Source organism: Parendozoicomonas verongulae (genome assembly GCF_009711465.1).
Classification (GTDB): Bacteria; Pseudomonadota; Gammaproteobacteria; order Pseudomonadales; family Endozoicomonadaceae; genus Sansalvadorimonas; species Sansalvadorimonas verongulae.
The window spans coordinates 1-286 of sequence record NZ_SMME01000138.1; the positions used below are offsets into that span (position 1 = coordinate 1).

At 50.0% G+C, this 286-nt stretch carries 1 protein-coding gene; it reads left to right on the forward strand.

Going from position 1 to position 286, the window contains the following annotated elements; genetic code table 11:
* Positions 1–286: hypothetical protein (locus tag E1189_RS24195; RefSeq protein ID WP_230459795.1), on the forward strand; the 286-nt coding region annotated here is incomplete at both ends.

A 286-nucleotide genomic window follows, 5' to 3' on the forward strand; every position in this document is an offset into this window, starting at 1 on the left:
AGTCACAGGCAAAGGGTTTGTTCCCCGTGTGGATGCGTTTGTGGGTGGTCAGATTACCGGATTGAATAAAAGCCTTGTTGCACCCGTCAAAGTCGCAGACAAAGGGTTTACTCCCTGTGTGAATGCGTTTATGGACGGCGAGATCGCCAGTTTGAGGAAAACGCTTATTGCACCCATCAAAGTCACAGACATAAGGCCTCTCCCCTGTATGGGTGCGTTTGTGGCTGGTGAGATGATAGGATGCGATGAAAGCCTTATTGCATCCGTCCTGGTCACAGACAAAAGG